This is a genomic window from bacterium (assembly GCA_040755755.1).
Classification (GTDB): Bacteria; SZUA-182; SZUA-182; order DTGQ01; family DTGQ01; genus DTGQ01.
This window is the reverse complement of the sequence record JBFLZW010000014.1, coordinates 1-19,707: the sequence shown is the minus strand read 5'-3', so window position 1 is coordinate 19,707 and position 19,707 is coordinate 1. Positions and strand designations below refer to the sequence as shown.

Sequence of the window (19,707 nt, the reverse complement as noted above, 5' to 3'; positions counted from 1 at the left end):
AAAAATAAAGCCAGGATTTTTAACTAAATGTGCTGGGTGTTACAAATTTTATTTATAAAATATCTCTTTTGAATACAATAGGTTGCCAATTTTTAATGAGCGTTTTTTAAATATTTTTTTATCTAATTTCCAAGTTCCAAGCGGACTTTAGATAAAAATTTACTCCTCATTATCGCGCAATCGCCATTCAGCAGTTCTCTTAGGACCACTCGTTATGATTGTTTTATCTTTATAGGACATCTCAGATAATAAGTTAGTAATTCGGTTTCTCTTTTGCTTCTCCGTTAATGCGTCCGAGAGCTTATTCAATAACAGGTTGTCAATTTCCTCTCGTTTTGCCTTGTGGAATTCCTTCAAAAAGGAAATAACTAGCGCCTTATAATGAGCTTTGTCAAACGCCCGATGCTTGATATAGGTTGCCTTATCATCCGTTACTGCGGCAATCTTGGCCGATACGTAGAGATTCGGACGGCGGCCCTCAACCAGTTTTCTTTCCTTAAGACTCTTGAACTCTTCTTCTGTGAGTGGTCGCTTTTTCTGCACCTTGTCGAGGGCGATCACGTCCATGAGATCAAGGTTTGTTCCCTTAACCAGCAAGCGGGTATAGTTCTCATCCAATACCTTCCCGAATAGCCTTACTTCAACCCGCTCCGGCTGCTCGCTCAGGTCATAATCGGGCAGGGGGAAAAATCGCTGCCGCTGCTTCTCAAATATTCGCCTGATGCCGCTGCCTATGGTGTCGATCATGTTCAGGTTCACCATTGCGTTAGCGAGAAACGGATTGCGGTATTGCGGAGGTGGTGCATTACTGCGAATGACCTCTTCCACCGAACCGGGAATAAAGTAACCAAGGTTTGTGAATAAGAGAGATTCTTGTTCCTCCACAACACTGATCCGCCCGGCCAGGGTGTAGTCTTGATGGGCAATACAGTTGTGGAGCAGTTCCCTCATGACCCAGGGATCGTATTGGGTGATTTCGGCTGGGAATAAAGTATCATTTGGCATGTAGCGATAGGTAAGGTTGCGAATTTTGGCAAATACCCGACTGACAGCCAGAATCAGAGGTGGTCTAAAGTGCTCATAATCCCTCGCAATGCCATCTTCATCCTTGAGAACCCATGTTATCCAGCCGTATGCCGGAGAAATGAAATGTTCGGCCTCTTCCCTCCCGAGCAGGATAATAGCCGTATTGGTGATCTGGCCGCCGATACAGACTTTGCCCTTGTTCAAAAAGGTCAGATCGTCCCATTGATCAACCTCTTCTCTCTGTCTTGGGTGTTTTTCCTTATATTGCTCGCGGGCAAACCGTATAGCATCAGGATCGAGATCGTTGAGTGTAGCTTCCCGACAAATTTTTGCTGACCAGTCTTCCCGCACTGCTTGTCCTCGAATCCGGTCAATTTCGCTCAAATTGAGTGGTCCTAGCGATTCACCATTTCGCCCATAGTAATGCCCATCCCATGCAGTCGGTATCCCCTGGATTGCAGGTGGAATCTGAAACATCAGGACTCGACCTTCAGGCAGAAGAAGCTCATGAATCTCAACAAAGGTAAGTCCGTTACCGGCCTTTTCGGCAATCCCTTGCTTTAACCTGTCGAGAACCGTCCGATTGGGGCAATACTGAGAACCGACGATTCTCCGCGGTGGCTGGTCGGTAACTCCGAGAATAAGCCAGCCATATTTCTGGTCTTTCAGGTTGGCTTCATTGCTGAGAGCTGAAAAATACTTGCCGAGGTCGTCAAATTTGAAGGAATTTTTTGCCTCTTTAAACTCCACCCACTCGACCTCGGCAGGCAGTGCCATCAGTTCGTTCAGCTTTCTATTAAGTTCTGCAAGTATCATTACATGTTCCATCCAGGTAACTGAGCATTTTACTCCTCCAGCCGCCTGAGCAGATAGACTCCCGGCAGCATCAGGAGCAGGTTAGGCATCCACATGGCCAGCCAGGCGGGCAGCCATCCTCCGTAAACCATTACTTTCCCTGCGGCCAAAAGAGCATAGTAAACCAGAATGACAATCAGACTCAAGCCAAATCCGCTGACCCGGGTACTTTTCCGGTTTTGAACCCCCAAAGGGCATCCCAGAAGGGCAAAAACGATGCAGGCAAAGGGGATGGAAAATTTTTTATGCCATTCGATCAGCAGCTTATCCAGGGAGTTTCCCGCTTTTTTCTGCCGCTCGATCTCGCGGTGGAACTCTCTCAGGCCCATGGTCCGAAAATCTCCCTTATCATCCAGATAGGCCCCGGAGATGAGAATATCATACGTCGAAAAGGACAGCCGGTGATATTCCTTCGGATTAGCGGGATTATTCCGGTGAATGGTACCATCCTTAAGACGCAGGATAAGCTTGAATGCCCGATCGTCGGCGATCAATTCTCCCTTATGGGCAAAAATGGTAATAATTTCGTTCTTTTTCCTCTGATCCGAGATAACCACCCGGGACAATGATGAACCGGAAATTTCATCGACATAGATAATCAGATCCTCAAGGCTGTCATTGAAGGTCTTTTCATGAAGCCCCAGGGTTGCGTTCTTCCAGGTAGCATGGAGGGCCAATCGCTGGAAGGCGGCGTTTCCTCTGGGAATGAGAAAGCAGGAAACATACAGGGTGATGACAAAGATACCGATGGATGCTGCCAGGACCGGCGCTATAATACGGTAAAGAGGCACTCCGGCAGCACGCAGAGCCATGATTTCGTTGTCCGATGACATGCGGCCAAAGACAATAAGGATGGCAAAAAGAAGCGACATCGGAATAATGAAAACAAGGAGGGATGGCAGGAGATAGACAAGCAGCAGGGCTACCGCAGTTCCCGATACCTGACTGCCGATAATCAGGTCCGTCAGACGGAGTATTTTACCCATCAGGAGGACAAAGGTGAAAACCGCTATCCCGAGCCCGAAGGGAGGGACTAATTCTTTCAGTATGTACCGGTCAAGAACCTTCAATTTGGGCCATTTGAAATCAATTTGTTGCGGTTGAAAAAAAAGGGGTAGTATTTTCTCTACCCCTTCTCAGAAATTCCGATCGTAAAAACCTTAACTATTTCTTAGGATGGCATCCCTCACACTTGGTGGGAGCATTCTTGGCGACAGCATCCTTATTGGTCTTGTGGCATGTCTTGTAGCAGTTGCTGTGCATAGCGTCTTTTAAGGTAACTACTTTTTTACCATCGCGCTGTACTTCTTCTGCTCCGTGACAGTCCTTGGTGCTGCATTTGTTTGCGTTGGCCGAATCGTTGTTATCCTTCATGTTGTGATGGCACTCTTTGCAGCCAACAGTATCTGCATGCTTCTTGTGGGAAAGAACAACAGGAGTTTTGGTCTTCTTGCCACCTTTGTAATGATCCGCAGAAGTATTGATTTCGAAGGAGTCCTTGACCTTCGGAGCATCGGCAGCCCTCAGAGCAGATACGCTAATCACCAATAAAGAAACTACAAGAATTGCTAACAGAGCTTTCTTCATTCTATCTATCCCTCCTTTCCCTGATGAGATTAACCAGGCTCAACCGAATACCTGGCCGTGATTTCTCACGATTATAGTAAATATTTCTCCCCATTGTCAATATATACCAAAATAACTTATTGATAGTGCATGTCTTAATAGTGTTCGACGTCAACCATGTTCACAAACCCGAACTGGCTGAGCGGCTGCTCGAAGCTTTCATCATCTCCCAGGACCAGCAGAATATTATTATCCGGCTGAAGGTAATCTCTGGCCACCCGCTGCACATCCTCCAGGCTGACCTTGCGGATATTATCCTGGAACCGGTCCAGATAATCTCTGGGCAGTCCGTGATATTCCAGGGCGATTAACTGGCTTACTATTCCATCGGAAGAGGTGAAGGAAAAAACAAACTGATTGAGAATCGAGTCCTTGGCCCATTGCAGCTTATCGGGAGAAATCTGGCCGCTTTTGACCTTTTCCAGGATCTGGTAAGTCAGGGTAATGGCTAAAATTGTGCTGGAGGAATTGGTAAAGCAATAGGTACCGGATGCTCCGTAGTTAATATAGCCGTTGTAAAAACTTCCCACACTGTAGGCCAGCCCCCGCCTGGAGCGTATTTCCTCAGAGAGATAAGAATTAAATCCATTCCCTCCCAGGAGATGGTCCAGGATCAGAAAGGCAAAATGGTCCGGGTGATTCTGGGGCACGGAGAAGCCGCCGGTGATAATGATAGATTGAGGTAATTTGCGGGAAATATAATTTATCGATTTTGGCGTCTTTCCCGATGGAACGGGTGGAGGTGGGACCGGTGCCGACAGAGCTGCCCAGCCGGCAGTCAACTTTTCCAGTTTTTCCATGATCTCCTCCGGCTGGAAGTCACCGCAGATGCCCATAATGGTGTTATCGGGGTGAAAATAGCGCTCGTGGAAATTGACAAGGTCCTGACGGGTCAGCTTTTGAATCCCTTCGATCGTGGCTTCATTGCTCCGGGGATCACCACGGTAGAGTATTTTGCGAAATTCCCGGAAGGCAATGTCCTGAGGGGAATCATTCTTGCGGCGGATGCTTTCAATTTTTTTATCCTTGGCCAGATTCACCTTTTCCTGACTGAAGGCCGGATGGCGAATGACATCGAAAAAGAGCCCCAGCCCCTTGTCCAGGTCCTTGGTTAATACGGACAGGGAAGCGGTGCCTGACTCCCGGTCGATCATCGTACCGAGGTGAATGGAATGAAACTCCAGTTCCTCATCCAGCTCTTCTGCAGACAGAGAGGAGGTCCCTCCGGTCCGCATGACCTCAGCGGTCAATTGCGCCACGCCGACCTTATCCGAAGGCTCATAGACACTGCCGGTTCGGATCAGGGCGGTAACGTTGACAATAGGGATCTCGTGGTCAGGCAGCAAATAGACAATCAGTCCATTTTTCAGTTGCCTGCGCTCCGCCTTCGGGAGCTGAAACTGCAAGGGGGGATATTTGAGACTCCGGGGAGGAGGAAGAGTCGAAGTCAATGCCCCGGTGGGGGAGAGAGATGGAGTGCAGGCCATGAGGCAAGCCAGCCAGATTCCAGTCAGGCCCATTATCAACCAGGCTCGGAGCCGTATCCGGATGCATTGCTGATTTTCGTTTGACAGCCACTCCTTATCGCTTCTCTTGACCACCTTGCCCGCCCTTTCCTGATTTCGGTACTAAAACGGCAACTGTTCTGTTATCCTCAATGAGGTACTTTTGTATAGCTTCCTGAATTTCCCGGGTGGTAATTTTTTCCAGGACTTCAAGATGTGTATCGATATATTTCCAGTCTCCGGCCACGATCTCGAAATAGGAAAGCTCACCGGCCAGACCGGCGTTGGAGTTCAGAGAGCGGATAAAATCTCCCGCCAGTTGGTTTTTAACCTTCTGAAGTTCCCGATCCGAAACCGGCTCCTTCTTCAGCCGGTCAATCTCTTCGGAAATGGCCTGCTCAACCTCCTGGACAGTGTGAGGATGGCGGGGAGTAGCCATGATCATGAATAGATTTGCACACCGGGCCCCGGGTATTCCATTGGCTGTGTTTATCTGGACGGCAATCTGGTCTTTTTCCACCAGGCGCTGATAGAGGCGGGAGGTGCGGCCGCCGGAAAGGACAGCGTCAACAAGGTCGAAGACATAATCCTCACGACTGGGCAGGGTCGGTTTATGATAGCCGATCATGACCTGGGGCTGAGCATCGAGGTGGACAGCGATCCTGCGCTCCCCGATCTGGGGCGGCTCCTTGGCGGTCAAGGCGGGCAGATATTCCCGGCGGGGGAGAGAGCCGAAATACCGCTCCACCAGACTGATGAATTCCTTCGCCCGGACATCTCCGACAGCGGCAATCACGGCGTTATTGGGAACGTAGTAGGTCCGGAAAAACTCTTCCATCTCCGATTTGGAGAGGAACTGCAGATGCGATTCCCATCCGATGACCGGATTTCGATAGGGATGAAATATATAGGCAGCAGCAAGAAATTGCTCCCAGAATTTGCTCAGGGGTTCACTTTCATTTGTCTGCCGCCGCTCTTGCAGAACCACATCCCGTTCGGAATAAAATTCGCGGAAAACCGGATTTCGAAATCGGTCCGATTCCAGTCTTGCCCACAGCTCGATCCGGTTGGAGGGGAGGCTGACATGATAGGTTGTCAGGTCACCGCCGGTACTGGCATTCAGCCCTGTGGCCCCATTCTCGGTATACAGGAGGGTCATCTCATCGGTCACAACATACTGACTGGCCTGCTCCTGCAGGGCCTTTAATTCCTTTTCCAGCTCTTTAATCACCTGCGGGCTGGCAGCCTCGCCCTTTTTCCTTTCAGCATCCAGTTTCCGGCCAGCCTGGTCAATTTTAAACAGGAGTTTTTTTTCCTTGGGGAAATTTTTGGTCCCGACACTGGTGGTTCCTTTGAACAGCATATGTTCCAGCAGATGGGCCAGCCCCTTGCCTCCCTCATCGATCATGCCCACCCGAAACCGAAGATAGAGAGAAACCGTAGGAGACTGGTGCCTCTCCAGAACCAGAACTTTAAGTCCGTTACGCAAGGTTTGCTCGACAACAAGATCTGCAAGATGAGTAGCCTGGCCCGGACAGGTCCAGAGGAAAACGATCATCACGATGGTGAGAGCAGGTATTCTTCTTTTCCGGCTGACATTCATAGAAAGTATGACCTTTGCTTTACTCCCGGACTACAATTTTTACCCTGCCATGAAAGCTGAACAATGGGCTCTCACAGCCCTATGAAAAAGTAAATTATCGTAATCCATCAAACTTGTCAAGTCCGTTCTTATGGGCATCACTGAGGCCGCTTCTTCAATTTTTTCCCCGTCCGGCAAGGGACCGAGTTTCTATTGATCAAATAATTCAAGCTGTTTGGAAGCCGCCATCGGCGGCACACTGCTTGCATTTCCCCACAGCTTAAGGATTTGTCTGAAAAGCCAGACCGGCAATAGCTGGAAATATACCATGCTCTTTCGGTAAAAAGCCAATAAATAACTACTGGCTGACAATGAGCGTTCTTACCTGAGTATCTATCAGCGGAGGTTTATAAGTACCTTGGACAAATTGAGAGAAATGCACTACCCGGCCAGAGAGAGGCAATTTATCTCATCCCGTTTATCCCGGCCAGCTTCTGGCCTGATTCTGTGGGTAATCCTTGCACTATTTTTCACTTCGGGGCATTTCACCAGGGTGCATGCCCAGTGGCTTGCACCAGCAGTGGTCAGTGGTCAGTGGCCAGTGGTCAGTGGTCAGTGGCCAGTGGTCAGTGGCCACTCGTTGTTTCCCACCTGGGGGGGGCTCCCCTGGGCAGGTCTATTATATCCGCAGACATATGCGGGAGCCTCATGGGCTGCTCCCATGTGGCAGTCAGGGGGGCAATCATCCGGCTGGGGGGCATGGCCAATGCTTATGTTCGAGCCTTTCATAAGCTCCTTGATAAACTATGAACTGGCTTTTTCCCCCCTCCTCAATCTCAATGCTCTGGCACTCAATCTGTTTTCCAATCCATGGTCGATTTCGCCCCGCGCCGCTCTTTCCCGTACGGCGGCTTCCAATCCGCCGCCGGTAGACCGGCGGACAGTCGGCATTGAAGCAAAGAGCATTCTCTATAAGCCTCCGGCAATTCTCGGTGCTGGAGTAGCCTATCTGCCGGGCATTCCCGCTTACAGGGCAAATCAGGTAGTCGTGCAATTCGCCCCCGGGACTCCTGCTGCTGAGGTCGGCCGGGTTTGCACCAGGCATGGATGCCGCGAGGTTTATACCAGTCCCTATGCAGGCTATACAGTCTTGAGTATTCCCTCCTCCATCACGGTCTTGCAGGCTGCCCAGCGGCTGCGAGCCGAGGCCTCGGTTCTTTATGCCGAACCGAATTTCCTGCGCCGGCCACACTTCATCCCGAATGACCCGTATTACAATTACCAATGGCACCTGCCCCGCTTGAATTGCAGTTATGCATGGGATTACGGAGCAGGAGCGGGGGTTTTGGTGGGACTTGTGGATTCCGGAGTCGCCTTTGAAACAAACGCGACCTTCACCCAGGCACCGGATCTGGCAGGAACTCTCTTTGCCCCAGGCTATGATTTTGTCAATAACGATGCCTTCCCGGATGACGATTTCGGCCACGGCACGCATATGGCCGGATGCATTGCCCAGACAACGAATAACCTTCTGGGAGTCTCCGGAGTGGCGTTTAATGCGACCATCATGCCGGTCAAGGTCATGGACAACGTCGGAGGGGTGGTTATCACCACGGAAGTTGACGGGATTTATTTTGCAGTGAACAACGGGGCCAGAGTCATCAGCATGAGTCTTGGCGGCCCCGGTACTTCAGCCACGGAAGCAGCGGCTGTTACCTATGCCTACAACGCTGGAGTGACTGTCGTCTGCTCCGCCGGAAATTCCGGCTCCAGCACCCCCGAATACCCGGCCTCGTATCCGGAGCCGATCTCGGTAAGCTCCATCCGCTACGATTATACGCTCCCCTCTTACTCCAATTATGGCACCTTTGTCGATGTCTGCGCACCGGGAGGAGACCTGAGCGTGGACCAGAACGCCGATGGATTCGGAGACGGCATTCTGCAGCAGACTCATAACGGGACCGACTATACCACATTTTATTATTATTTCATGGAAGGAACATCCCCCGCCTGCGCTCTGGTTTCCGGTGTGGCTGCCCTGGTTATCGGCAAGAGCACCATTCCCCTTGCTCCGGCAGATGTGGTTTCAATCATTGAAGGGAGCGCCACCGACCTTGGCACTGCCGGATGGGACCAGTATTTCGGATTCGGGCTGGTCAACGCCTACCTGGCGGTCCTGAGGACACCCTGAGGATTGGAGTGGGGATGGAGATATGCCTCGGCTTTACTGTGTTACTGTGTTCTTCGTTCTGGCAAAAAGGCAGAGATTAATTCTCTACAGGGTGTATATCCCTCTTTTACTCGTTTCAGTAATCCCATGCTGACCAGTTCATTGATATCTCTTCCAATAGTTTTATCTGTTTTCTTTGCATAGATCTCTGCAATTCGAGGGCTGATGTAGCGGATTTCTTTTAAGGGGATTGGATCAAAACGGTCTGATATGTCTAACATGAGCTTCCGTCTGCGGTCGTTGACAAGGCCATCTCTATTTTTAAATATATCATAAATGAAATTTCGCCAGATAATTTTAAATTGTTCAAAACGAATTAAATTGATCTGCTCCTTAAGGCCATCGATAAAACCCTGGACAGCATATTCTAAAAATGGGATCACGTCGCCTCCGGAACTACTGGAATAATCTAACTGGTGATAGTAGTTACTGCGGGTAAGGTTATAATGGTTACTCAGTAAATGGGCAGCAGTTGACGAACCTCATCTGGAGCAGATTGAAGATAACCTGGCCCTCCTGGTTGGAGACCTTGCGCTTTCCGGTTTTGATGGATCTTGGCCCTAATCTGGGAGCGATAAATCGGGCTGCCCTTATTGCTGCTGATTACGTGGTTATTCCTCTTTCACCGGATCTATTCTCGCTGCAGGGCTTGCGCAACCTTGGTCCGACCTTACGGCGCTGGCGCGAGCAATGGATAGAGCGGATTGAGAAAAATCCTGCGTCTGACCTGAATCTTCCCCCAGGGAGTATCAAACCTGCCGGGTACATCGTTTTACAGCACTCAGAGCGTCTCGATCGTCCGGTGAAGGCGTATCAGCGGTGGATGGGCCGCATCCCAAAAGTATATCGGCAGGATGTTTTAGGTGAGCTTGACGGAAGCGGGCTTTCTGTGGTTAATGATCCTCATTGTCTCATGCTCCTCAAGCACTATCGAAGCCTTATGCCGATGGCCCAGGAGGCCAGAAAGCCTATGTTCCACTTGAAACCCGCTGAATGGGGCTATTGGTGCACATTTTGAAGCTGTCAAAAGTGCCTACCGGGATTTCAAGGAGTTGGCTCGGAAAATTGCCGAACGGAGAGGGGTTGAATGGGGAGTTATCAATCTATAAAATTAAATTTATCCCCTTATACAAGGAAGGCACTGGAAACGGTGCCTCTTTAATTGGGGGAACCAGGAAGAGGAGAAAAGATATTACCTGTAATTTTCACTGTATCGAACGGTTTTACCCTACTATTACGATTTTAATCCGGTATTTTGCCATCTTCTGTTGCGCCCTGCGAGGAACGGTGGCTGTTCGCCTCCATGACCTTTCGGGAAATCCTCTCGGCTACTGGGGCCGACGCCTTGATCATAAGGCCATTGTCTCCTGGGGCAAATGACTCTTCCCCAAAAACTTCCCCAAAAAGGATATGCTCTATAATGCCCACCGTGCACTTCCCTTCAGGCATAAGGGAATCATCGTCGTAGAGTGCTCCTGGGCGGTAATGCGCGTTGCTCAATCCGGTATCAGTAATGCTGGTGCCTTGCTGGGTACCTCTCTTTCACCTGTCCAGGCTGCATGGCTCACCCATGCACCAAAAGTCCTCCTCATGCCCGATGGTGATCAGGCAGCTAACTAAAAAGGCCGCTTCTGATATCGCCAACATCCTCCAGCCAGAAACTCGCCTCTTCACTCATGAACTTCCCAACGGAATGGAACCTGAAGACCTCGCCGATATCCAGCTTAACCTCATCGCCAATAACTTCTCACTTTCTTTTTGAACCAGTACCTTCTTTTTGTTTTCCAATAGATTATCAATATCAACCTCTCGCTTTGCCAACTCTTTTTATCAATCCCCCAAATATCCTGATATCCAGTCTCCATCAATTAGCCTGATCAGGCTCACATGTTCCTTTCCTCCATGAGGCATGGTGAAGATAACTATCACCCCCCACACAACCTACCCCATCAAGGGGGAGAAGTTGAAGAGAGGCTCCCATACAAGATGGGGAACATCTGTCCCTGTTTCAATGAGATTGATTCTTTATGCAAAATAGGTTATCATGAAAACTCATGACCTTAACCAATCTTTAACCAATCTTTCAGGAGCAATTTACCAGGGAAGCAAGATATAACCATGAACTTAATTCGTAATTTCAGCATCATAGCTCATATCGATCATGGAAAGTCCACCTTGGCTGACCGGCTCATCCAGCAGAGCGGAGTGATCGATCCCCGGATGTTCAAGGATCAGATGCTGGACACCATGGACCTTGAGCGGGAGCGGGGGATTACCATTAAAAGCCAGGCCATACGCCTCCCCTACCAGGCCCGCGATGGCCAGAAGTATACGCTGAATCTGATCGATACGCCCGGGCATGTGGATTTCACCTACGAAGTATCACGGGCACTGGCATCCTGCGAGGGAGTGCTGCTCCTGGTCGATGCCTCCCAGGGAGTGGAGGCCCAGACCCTGGCCAATCTTTATCTGGCCATGGAGCACGATCTTTCCATTATCCCGGTCATTAACAAGATCGACCTGCCTTCAGCCGATATCGACCGGGTTCTGGAGCAGATCGATTCGGAACTGGGACTGAATCCTGATGAGGCCATTCGCTGTTCAGCCAAGGAAGGAATCGGCATTGATGAGATCCTGGAGGCGATTGTTCACCGGCTGCCCCCGCCAAAGGGGGATGAGCACAATCCCCTCTCAGCCCTGATTTTCGATGCCCAGTATGACCCTTTCCGGGGAGTGGTCATCTTCTGCCGCATCTTCGAGGGGCAGGTCCGGGCAGGCGATACCATCCAGTTGCTGTCCAACAGGGCTGAGTACAAGGTGGAAGAGGTCGGTTATTTTTGCCTCAAGCGGGAAAAATCCCAAAATCTCCAGGCTGGTGAGGTGGGCTATATCATTGCCGGTGTCAAGACTGTCAGCGATGCCCGGGTCGGGGATACGATCACGCTGGCCGACCGTCCGACCGACAAGCCCCTGGCAGGATTCCGGGCAGCCAAGCCGGTGGTTTTTTCCTCTCTCTATCCGGTCTCGACCGATGAATATGAAGACCTGGCAGTGGCCCTGGAGAAATATAAATTGAACGACGCGGCTCTCTCCTTTGAGAAAGATGTTTCAGCGGCTCTGGGCATGGGATTTCGCTGCGGCTTTCTGGGCCTTTTGCACCTTGAGATTGTCCAGGAGCGACTGGAAAGGGAATATGACCTGTCCCTGATCATGACCGCCCCTACGGTCCGCTACCAGGTTACTCTGAAAAAGGAAGGGAAAATCACGATCGACAATCCGGCCCTGTATCCAGACCCCACCTCGATCGACAAGGTGGAAGAGCCTTTTATCAAAGCCACAATCATCATTCCCGACCGCTACCTGGGCGCGGTCATGAAGCTGTGTCTTGAGCGGCGCGGTATCAATACGGGGTATCATTATACGGGACCGGGCCGGGTTGAAATGGTTTTCGAATTGCCGCTGGCAGAAGTTGTCTACGATTTCTACGATAAGCTCAAAAGCCTGACTCAGGGGTATGGCTCCTTTGACTACGAAATTCTGGACTATCGCGAGACGGATCTGGTCAAAGTCGATATTCTGGTCAATGGAGAGAAGGTGGATGCGCTTGCCCAGCTCGTCCACCGGGATCATGCCCGCGCCCGCGCCCTCCATGCCTGCGAGCGGCTCAGGGATGAGATACCGCGACAGATGTTTAAAATCGCCATTCAGGGAGCTATCGGCGGAGCCATCATCGCCCGGACCACCATCTCGCCTTTTCGCAAGGATGTTCTGGCCAAATGCTACGGCGGGGATATTACCCGGAAGCGAAAGCTGCTGGAAAAGCAGAAAAAGGGTAAAAAGCGCATGAAGATGATCGGCTCGGTAGAGATCCCTCAAAAAGCCTTTTTATCGGTGCTCAAGGCGGATTCCGATTGAAATCTGCTCCAGAGCCCGTTCAAAATCTTTTCATCTCCCCACCACGATAAGGGTAGTTCTTCTCAGGAAGAGAGGCCGAAAAAGTAATCACTATTTTATCTCAAATAACTTTCTCATACATTTTGCAGGTTTTGCCATCGGCAGTATCCAGTTCTTCCTCAAGGGTGTGGTTTTCAACCCTGAGTATCATGAGAATTACCCTTATTGTCAACTGACAGGCCTTACAACCAAAAAAGCCACAAGCCTCAAAGAGGAGATGAAAATGCCTCCAGCAAGCCAGAGCATGAGCTCTGCTTTCCAGAACAGGTACTTGCGAATCGTCCGGGTATTTCTTTGTCTTCCTTTCATACTCTTTGTCACCTTCTCCCTTGTCTTTGCCACTACCGGACCTCCTCAGCCATCATCGGGACTTGGCGGTGCAGACTACCCTCACGGCAAGGTCATCAGCAATGTCTATGGTTCCGGTGCCCTGCGGTATCATCTCTTTGAGCCGGATTCACCACGGCCTGAGACGGCACCTTTAATCGTCTTCCTGCATGGATGGGATGCACTGAGGCCCAGCTCATATGGCGCCTGGATCGAGCATATCGTCAGAAAGGGCAATATCGTCATCTTTCCAGCCTACCAGTCCTATTTTTCCAAACCCAAAGATTTCACCTCGAATACCATTCGCTCGGTGCAGAATTCACTGGAAATATTGAAGGCCAAAAATCATGTCAGGCCGGACCTTGGCAAATTTGCTGTCGTGGGTCATTCAACCGGCGGGATAATAGCTGTCAATCTGGCTGCCCTGGCTGTACAGTCCGGTCTTCCCGTTCCAGGAGCGATCATGTCTATTGAGCCGGGATGGACAAGCACAGTTCCCCTCGAAGACCTTTCGGCTATTTCGGCGGATACTCTTGTGCTCCTGATGGTAGGTGATCAGGATTTTGTTTCCGGTGACCGGGCTGCCAAAGAGATATTTTACCGGATACCGCAGATCCCCCTGGAGAAAAAAGATTATATCATCATGGTTTCGGATTACCGTGGATCTCCCCCCCTGAAGGCAGATCATTTTACTCCTGCCTGCTCGGCTGCCGATACCGGGCTACGGTCTGCCGCCGGCCCGAATGCTCTTGATTACTATTGCCTGTGGAAATTGTTCGATGCTCTCACTGACGCCGCCTTTTACCAGAAGAACTGGGAATATGCCCTCGGCAATACTCCGCAGCAGCGCTTCATGGGAGTATGGAGTGATGGACTGCCGGTAAAGGAATTGATCGTCACGGACAACCCCTGATGCATCCATCGTGCACCTGCCTATCCAGAAAGGAGAAAAACAATGAACAACAGGATATTGAGCTTACTCTCGGTGTTGGTTTTGGGGGGGGTGGCTGCGGTGGTGATATTCCCGATTCCCCCTGCCCGGGCGGCAGAGCGGCTTGTGCCCGGCGATTACGGAACTATTCAGTCAGCGATCGAGGCTGCCGCTGATGGAGATGTGATCATTATCCAGCCGGGAATTTACCGGGAAAATATTGATTTTTGCGGCAAGGGCATTATTATAAGAAGCGGGGACCCGAACGATCCCGATATCGTCGCTTCGACTATTATCGATGGAGGAAATTCAGGAAGTGTGGTCACTTGTGCACACGGAGAAGGAACTTCATCCGTGCTCAGCGGCGTCACGGTAAGAAACGGCCAGGCAAAAGCTCCCTTCACCAAAGGCGGCGGTATTTTCTGTCAATCCTCCTCGCCGCTCATCAAAAAGTGTACCATCGTCGGCAATTCGGCCCCTTTCGGCGGGGGAATTTATTGCCTTGAGGCCTCACCTGAAATAACTAACTGTATTATCATGGAAAACCTGGCTTTTGAAAAGGGAGGCGGGATATACTGCGACTGGTATTCCTCACCCGACATCACCTCGTGTGTCGTGAGCAGGAACTCGGCTTCCAGCGGCGGGGGAATCTCTGTCAGCCATTGCTCTTCACCCTTCATCCTGAACTCAATTTTCTGGGACAATGGTTCGGAGATAACCGCGGATTCTGAAGCCGGTCCGAAAGTGAGTTACTGTGATATTCAGCATGGCTGTCCGGGACCGGGAAATATCGATGCAGATCCGCTGTTCATTGATCCTGAAGCTGGTAATTACCATCTGCAAACTGCCTCTCCCTGCAGGGATGCCGGGCATCCACGGCTGCTCGATGCGGATGGTTCCCGATCCGATATTGGAGCCTGCGGGGGAGAGGGGAGTAACGGGCCTGAATTGACCAGGATTGCGGTTGCTGCTGATGGGAGCTGTGATTTTACCACTATTCAGCAGGCTATCGATTCGGCATTCCCGGGGGACACTATTGTCGTTTATCCAGGCAGGTACCGGGAAAATATTCTGCTGAGCGGGAAGGATATCGCCATCATCAGCCAGAGCGGCCCTAATTCCACAATTATCGACGGCTCTCAGACAGGATCGGCTCTGACCCTGATTAATATAGGGTCAAATGGTCTCCTCGATGGTTTTACCATCCAGAATGGGTCGGCCCAGAGGTACGGGGGAGGAATCCACTGCCTTAACTCCTCGCTTACCATCAGTAATTGCCAGGTGGTACAGAATTTGGCAGTGGAATCGGGCGGTGGAATTTTCTGTAATCATAACTCATCGCCTTCGATCGTCAAGTGCATGATCAGCGGAAATTCAGCCGCCTCTGGGGGAGGAATTTCCTGTGAGCGCTCATGGCCAGCTCTTACCGACTGCCAGATCACCGGGAACTCCGCCACCGGCAATCTGGCATCAGAGGATGAGGACTTCAACGGCGGCGGCGGGATATTCTGCTGCAACTCCGCTCCGGTAATAACCAACTGCATCATTACGGATAACTCTGCCCCCTGCGGCGGAGGGATCAGTTGCTTTGGCTCGATGTGCTACCAGCCGAAAGTCGTCAATTGTACGATCAGCCTCAACCAGGCTTCACATCGGGGAGGGGGGATTTACTGCCAGTGCGATGCCCTGGATATCAGCAATTCCACAATTACCGGAAATTCGGCTGATTACGGCGGCGGCATCTACTGTACCTGGCCCATAACCGGCTTTGCCACCCGGTGGACTATTGCCAACTGCGTTCTGGCCCTGAATTCAGCCCGCCTTGGAGCGGGAATCAATTGCTCGGGATATACCCTGTCGAGCTCGCCAGAGTACAACTTCCCCTCACCGAAAATCATCAATTGCACCATCATCGGTAATTCTGCCTCCCTGTCAGGTGGCGGCATCTTAAGTGATCAATCCTCGCCGGTTGTCACCAACTGCATTCTCTGGGGGAATGCTCCGAATGAAGTCGGGGATAAGATTTCCAGGATTACCAGGTCAGGCATCTTAAGAGGATACCGGGACGTAAAGGTTGTAAACCAGTTGTCTGCAAGCTCCCTGAAAATTTCCTATTCCAATATTCAGGGTGGATATCAGGGATCAGGCAATATCAGTCTGCCACCCCTGTTTGCTGATTTAATCAATGGCGATTATCATTTACAATACGGCTCCCCCTGCATCGATGCCGGAAATGATCCGGCAATTCCCGGCGCTGAGAATGACCGGGACGGTGAAGTGCGGCCCTGGGATGGAGACAGCGACGGCGTAGCCAGATATGATATGGAAGCTTATGAGTACCGCGGATTTGTTCCACCTATTATCTGGATATCCCTTGGCCTTTATCCGGGAGAATCACCCGATTTCCTGAGAGGCAGAAAGATACAGCTTGTCGTTCTGGGCAGGGAGGGGCTTGACGTTACGGCCATAGATCCGGAAACTATTCTGCTTGGCCGTAAGGGCATTGGAGAAAACATTGCACCTGCCCGCTGGAGCTATGCAGATATCCCGGTCAGGAGTACACCCTCCATCAACGTTCAGGACCTCAGTGGTGACGGGTATAATGATCTGATACTGACATTCAATAATCAACAGGTCATGAGATCATTAGCGCTCAGGGAAGTTCAGGAGGGAATGATTTGCCTTACTCTTTCCGGTCTTCTGAAGGATGGATCACTGATCAAAGGCCAGGTAGATGTAGCCCTATCGGCGATGAGGCCCCCCCGGGCATTTAAGTTCAGTGATCAGTGATCAGTAATCAGTGATCAGTGGTCAGTAAAAAACTGATGACTGATCACTTCTTTGCACAGCGGCAGCCGATTAAAGCGGCCCGGCTTGCCGATTCAGGGTCATAGATGGGAAAAACAGCGGATCATTTGTGCCATATTCATATCCTTATCATCTTCCTGCTCTGCCTGTCCATGGGAGCGGGATGCAGACGCGCTCAGAGGCAGCAGGCCCCTCAAGACGGCGGGATACACCCGCCCAGGAATGTGCTGCTGATTACTATCGACACCCTGCGGGCCGATCATCTCAGTTGCTATGGATACACCGGGATAGACACTCCGGCCATCGATTCCCTTGCCAAAGAGGGCATTCGGTTCGAATGGGCCTTCACCCCGGTGCCGATCACGCTCCCCTCTCATGCCACTATCATGACCGGCCTGTACCCTGCCGTGCATGGAGTGGTAAACAACGGGGAGTACCGGCTGGATGCATCCGCCAGGACTCTGGCGCAGATTTTACAGCAGCAGGGATTGACTACGGCAGCCTTTGTCGGAGCCTTTGTCCTGAGCAGGCAATTTGGCCTTGACCAGGGTTTTGAATGGTTCGATGATTCCCTTTCGCCGGATAGGGAGACCGGATCCTCCGAGCATGAAGCCTTCTGGCTGTATAATGAGCGGCGGGGCGAAATAGTAACTGAAGAAAGTATCAAGTGGCTGAAAAATAAAAACCCTGACCGCTTCTTCCTCTGGGTGCATTACTTTGATCCCCATACCAAGTACGACCCTCCCCAGCCGTTCCGGAGCAGGTACCCTGACCGGCCTTACGATGGAGAAATCGCGTACACGGACCATTGTGTCGGGCTCCTGCTCAGGGAACTGGCAGCGATTAACAGATTGAATGACACCCTGATCGTGCTGGTGGCCGATCATGGGGAGAGCCTCGGCGAGCACCGGGAAAACACTCACGGCATCTTTCTCTACGATGCCACGGTGAGGGTCCCTCTGATTCTGCGCTATCCGGGGCTGCCTGAAGGGCTGGTCTATTCTCGGCCAGTCAAGACGCTGGATATCCTGCCAACGGTCCTGGACCTCCTCAAAATTCCCCAGCCTGCGGGATTGCAGGGATTAAGCCTGCTCACGCAGATGAACCGAAGCGGGGCGGATCCTCTGAGTGATGACAGGATTTTTCTGGAAACCCGGTTTCCGGAAGCCAATTTTGGCTGGAGCAGGCTGGAAGGGGTGCGAACCCGGAAATGGAAATATATCCGGGCACCCCGCCTGGAATTATACGATTTATCGGCTGATCCGCATGAACTGCAGAATGTGCTGGAGCAATATCCGGAACAGGCTCAAAATCTGGGGAAAATACTTCACGCTTTTCTGGCTGCCGCCCCTCCTGAGCATCATGCCAGTAAGCCCGTGGAGATAGATGCAGCAACCCGGACACGGCTCGAAGGGCTGGGATATATCCAGACAGTCCGCATTATTGCCGACCGTCCCGATTCCCCCCCTGATCCCAAGGATATGATCGATACCCTGACCCTCTTCGATCAGGGAAGCGAACAATTCTCCGCTGGACAATACCAGGCGGCAATCACCTCCTTTCGCCATCTGCTCCGGAAAGACTCCAAAAATATCCTGGCCCGCTTCCTGTTGGCTTCCGCCCTCGAAAAGACCGGCCTTCTTGAGGAAGCCCTGAAAGAATTTCAGCAGGTGGCCGATCAGGACCCCCGGTTCATCAATATTCATAATAACCTTGGTATAATCTACGAGAAATTGGGCAAGTTCGATCAGGCTCTGGCTGAATACCGGATGGATATCAAGCTCCATCCTGCCAGCACCCTGTCCTACAATAACCTGGGAGGGATATATCTGAAGAACAACCGCTATCAGGAGGCCAGAGAGCAATTCGAAAAACTGCTCCAGCTCAAACCCGACCCGGCAACGCAGGTCGTGGCCCATACCAACCTTGCCATAGCCTGCGAAATGCTTGGGCAGTATAGCCTGGCTCAGCAGGAATACCAGCGCTCCCTCACTCTGGACCCCGGATACCTGGCCGCCCACATGGGCCTGGGTAATATCTATCTCAAAACCAACCAGCCGGAGCAGGCCATCCGGGAATGGCAAAAAGCTCTGGAAATCAATCCCCAAAATGCCGAAGCCCATTTTAATCTCGGCTGCACCTTTCTCAAACTCAACCGCCTGGATAAAGCCATCGAGCACCTTCAGGAAGCCATCCAACTGGAACCGAACTTCTGGCAGGCCCGCATGCTGCTGGATCAATGCAGGCAGAAGAGCTCGGGAACTGGAGACCCATCCTCCTGATTTGGTGTATAATAATATAGTGAGAACTTGAGAGTGACTAATATCTTTTGGTGAGGCTATTTGGTTAGGCCCTTACTGCCCGTACAATAGAAATTTTGTTCAAACTTTGGTGCAAGAAGAGCCAGGAATCAAGAGTTGGAAGCCGGAAGAAGATTAAATGGTTAGATTGGCATTTAGTTTGAATGGCACTTACATAAGAATTAGTAATTCTCCCGCAGAGACGCTGAGACGCAGAGGATATCATTGAAAAGTAAAAGTAAAACAAGTTCCTCCTTGTGCCTTTTTACTTTTTGCTTGCTTCCAGGCCGTTGACACATCGATATATCCCGACTTTCATCAGGACCTTGCCGGATTGGTTGTTCTCTGCGTCTCTGCGTCTCTGCGGGAGATCTTTTTTCCCTGTGTGCTTTGTGTCCTCTCTATATTATAAGCTTGGCTTATGTAAGTGCCATTCCATTTAGTTTTATTAATTTTTATATCGACAAAGTATATTTTATATAGTTAAAAGTAGGATAAGTTAAAAAATTAAAAAGTGACCATGTCGGTGGACGAGTTTGCAGCCTTAAGGTGGATAAAAAACA

General features: G+C 50.8%; 14 protein-coding genes. 8 read left to right on the top strand and 6 right to left on the bottom strand.

Going from position 1 to position 19,707, the window contains the following annotated elements:
- Positions 1–159: 159 nt before the first annotated feature.
- From AB1611_05250 to AB1611_05230, 5 genes are all read right to left on the bottom strand, one after another.
- The gene (locus tag AB1611_05250; GenBank protein MEW6378996.1) at positions 160–1,842 is read right to left on the bottom strand and encodes an RNA-binding domain-containing protein; all 1,683 of its coding nucleotides are present in this window, start codon (positions 1,840–1,842) and stop codon (positions 160–162) included.
- 29 nt (positions 1,843–1,871) lie between these two features.
- Entirely contained in the window at positions 1,872–2,951 is a 1,080-nt protein-coding gene (lptF, locus tag AB1611_05245; GenBank protein MEW6378995.1) for an LPS export ABC transporter permease LptF, read from the bottom strand.
- Positions 2,952–3,045: 94 nt separating this feature from the next.
- A complete protein-coding gene (locus tag AB1611_05240; protein ID MEW6378994.1) occupies positions 3,046–3,468 on the bottom strand; it encodes a cytochrome c3 family protein in 423 nt (140 codons plus the stop codon).
- 134 nt (positions 3,469–3,602) lie between these two features.
- Positions 3,603–5,108, bottom strand: coding sequence for a pitrilysin family protein (locus AB1611_05235; protein MEW6378993.1), 1,506 nt, complete (start codon positions 5,106–5,108; stop codon positions 3,603–3,605).
- On the bottom strand, positions 5,089–6,615 hold the full coding sequence (locus AB1611_05230) for a pitrilysin family protein (GenBank protein MEW6378992.1): 1,527 nt from the start codon (positions 6,613–6,615) through the stop codon (positions 5,089–5,091). Before AB1611_05230 ends, AB1611_05235 begins: the two co-directional genes overlap by 20 nt.
- A gap of 397 nt (positions 6,616–7,012) precedes the next feature.
- Between AB1611_05230 and AB1611_05225 the strand changes: the two genes are divergently transcribed.
- A complete protein-coding gene (locus tag AB1611_05225) occupies positions 7,013–8,785 on the top strand; it encodes a S8 family peptidase (protein MEW6378991.1) in 1,773 nt (590 codons plus the stop codon).
- A gap of 41 nt (positions 8,786–8,826) precedes the next feature.
- Here the strand turns inward: AB1611_05225 and AB1611_05220 are convergent, their stop codons facing one another.
- Positions 8,827–9,207, bottom strand: coding sequence for a hypothetical protein (locus tag AB1611_05220; GenBank protein ID MEW6378990.1), 381 nt, complete (start codon positions 9,205–9,207; stop codon positions 8,827–8,829).
- A 137-nt stretch (positions 9,208–9,344) separates the two neighbouring features.
- Here AB1611_05220 and AB1611_05215 point away from each other — a divergent pair, with 137 nt between their 5' ends.
- From AB1611_05215 to AB1611_05185, 7 genes are all read left to right on the top strand, one after another.
- Positions 9,345–9,842: an AAA family ATPase gene (locus AB1611_05215; protein ID MEW6378989.1), complete on the top strand. Its 498-nt coding sequence runs from the start codon at positions 9,345–9,347 to the stop codon at positions 9,840–9,842.
- A gap of 47 nt (positions 9,843–9,889) precedes the next feature.
- The gene (locus AB1611_05210; protein ID MEW6378988.1) at positions 9,890–10,204 is read left to right on the top strand and encodes a hypothetical protein; all 315 of its coding nucleotides are present in this window, start codon (positions 9,890–9,892) and stop codon (positions 10,202–10,204) included.
- Positions 10,205–10,234: 30 nt separating this feature from the next.
- The gene (locus AB1611_05205) at positions 10,235–10,444 is read left to right on the top strand and encodes a hypothetical protein (GenBank protein MEW6378987.1); all 210 of its coding nucleotides are present in this window, start codon (positions 10,235–10,237) and stop codon (positions 10,442–10,444) included.
- A gap of 498 nt (positions 10,445–10,942) precedes the next feature.
- Complete coding sequence (gene lepA / locus AB1611_05200; GenBank protein MEW6378986.1) at positions 10,943–12,739, top strand: translation elongation factor 4; 1,797 nt, start codon at positions 10,943–10,945, stop codon at positions 12,737–12,739.
- A gap of 262 nt (positions 12,740–13,001) precedes the next feature.
- A complete protein-coding gene (locus tag AB1611_05195) occupies positions 13,002–14,018 on the top strand; it encodes an alpha/beta hydrolase (protein ID MEW6378985.1) in 1,017 nt (338 codons plus the stop codon).
- Between the two features lie 42 nt (positions 14,019–14,060).
- Positions 14,061–16,826, top strand: a complete 2,766-nt coding sequence (locus AB1611_05190; protein ID MEW6378984.1) for a hypothetical protein — start codon at positions 14,061–14,063, stop codon at positions 16,824–16,826.
- 104 nt (positions 16,827–16,930) lie between these two features.
- Positions 16,931–19,126 (top strand): sulfatase-like hydrolase/transferase, encoded by a 2,196-nt coding sequence (locus tag AB1611_05185; GenBank protein ID MEW6378983.1) that lies wholly within the window; start codon positions 16,931–16,933, stop codon positions 19,124–19,126.
- The last annotated feature ends 581 nt before the right edge of the window (positions 19,127–19,707 follow it).